The 1,019-nt window shown below is 73.1% G+C and carries 2 protein-coding genes; both read right to left on the bottom strand.

What is annotated here, in order from left to right; genetic code table 11:
• Window positions 1-806, bottom strand: an 806-nt coding sequence (locus GPA_RS02645) for an HAD-IC family P-type ATPase (RefSeq protein WP_269446282.1), incomplete at its 3' end; no start/stop codon positions are given.
• A partial coding sequence (locus GPA_RS20340) for a hypothetical protein (protein WP_269446281.1) occupies window positions 803-1,019 on the bottom strand: 217 nt, incomplete at its 5' end. The genes GPA_RS02645 and GPA_RS20340, both read right to left, overlap by 4 nt.

Raw genomic sequence — 1,019 nt, 5'->3', positions numbered from 1 at the left:
CCGGCCGTCGCCTGACCGCGGCGCGCCCTCCAGCGCCCGATGGCCTTCGCGGCCTCGGTCTGCACGAGCGAGAGGAAGGCCAGGCCCAACACCGTCGCCCACTGCCACGCGTCCATGGCCGCGCCGCCGAACGCCTCGCGCACGGGCGGCACGAGCAGCACGACGAGCATGAGCGCCGTGCTGGCGGCCACGGCCCAGGCGAGCTGCGGGTTGCGGCCGCCCTCGCGGTCCCAGACGGGATCGGTGTCGGAGCGCTGGTTCACGGCGCGCAGCACCTGCGAGAAGGCCAGCACGCCGAACGCCATGGTGCGCCCGACCGCATCGCCGCCCGCCTCGCGCCCGATCACGAACGCGAGCAGGGCGAAGGTGGCCACGAACAGCCCTTGGAACACCACCCGGCGCGCTTGGCGCCCTTCCAGCAGCGTGCCCGCGCGCAGCGGCGGGTGCTCCATGATGTGGCGGCTCGACGGCTCCACGCCGAGCGCGAGGGCCGGCAGCGTCGCCGTGGCCAGGTTCACCCAGAGGATCATGACGGCCGTGAGCGGCGCGTTCCAGTTCAGGGCCACGGCGGCCAGCAGCACCACGATCTCGGCCAGGTTGTCGGCCACGAGGAACTGCACGACCTTCTGGATGTTGCGGTGCACGCGCCGCCCTTCGCGCACCGCGTACACGATGGTGGTGAAGCGGTCGTCCAGAAGCACCATGTCGGCGGCGTCCTTCGCCACGTCGGTGCCCGTGATGCCCATGGCCACGCCGATGTCGGCGGCCTTGAGCGCGGGCGCGTCGTTCACGCCGTCGCCCGTCATGGCCGTGACCTCGCCGTCGGCTTGAGCGCGCGCACGATGCGCAGCTTGTGGTAGGGCGACACGCGGGCGAACACGCTGGCGCGGCGCACGGCGTCGTCGAGCGCCGCGTCGTCCATCTCCTCCAGCTCCTCTCCCGTGACCACGAGGTCGCCGGGCCGGTAGATGTCCAGCTCCTCGCCGATGGCGCGCGCCGTGGCGGCGTGGTCGCCCGTT

Origin of the sequence: Gordonibacter pamelaeae 7-10-1-b (genome assembly GCF_000210055.1) — a bacterium.
Taxonomy (GTDB): domain Bacteria; phylum Actinomycetota; class Coriobacteriia; order Coriobacteriales; family Eggerthellaceae; genus Gordonibacter; species Gordonibacter pamelaeae.
Note: the sequence above shows the minus strand (reverse complement) of the source record. Positions and strands in the feature narration are given on the sequence as shown.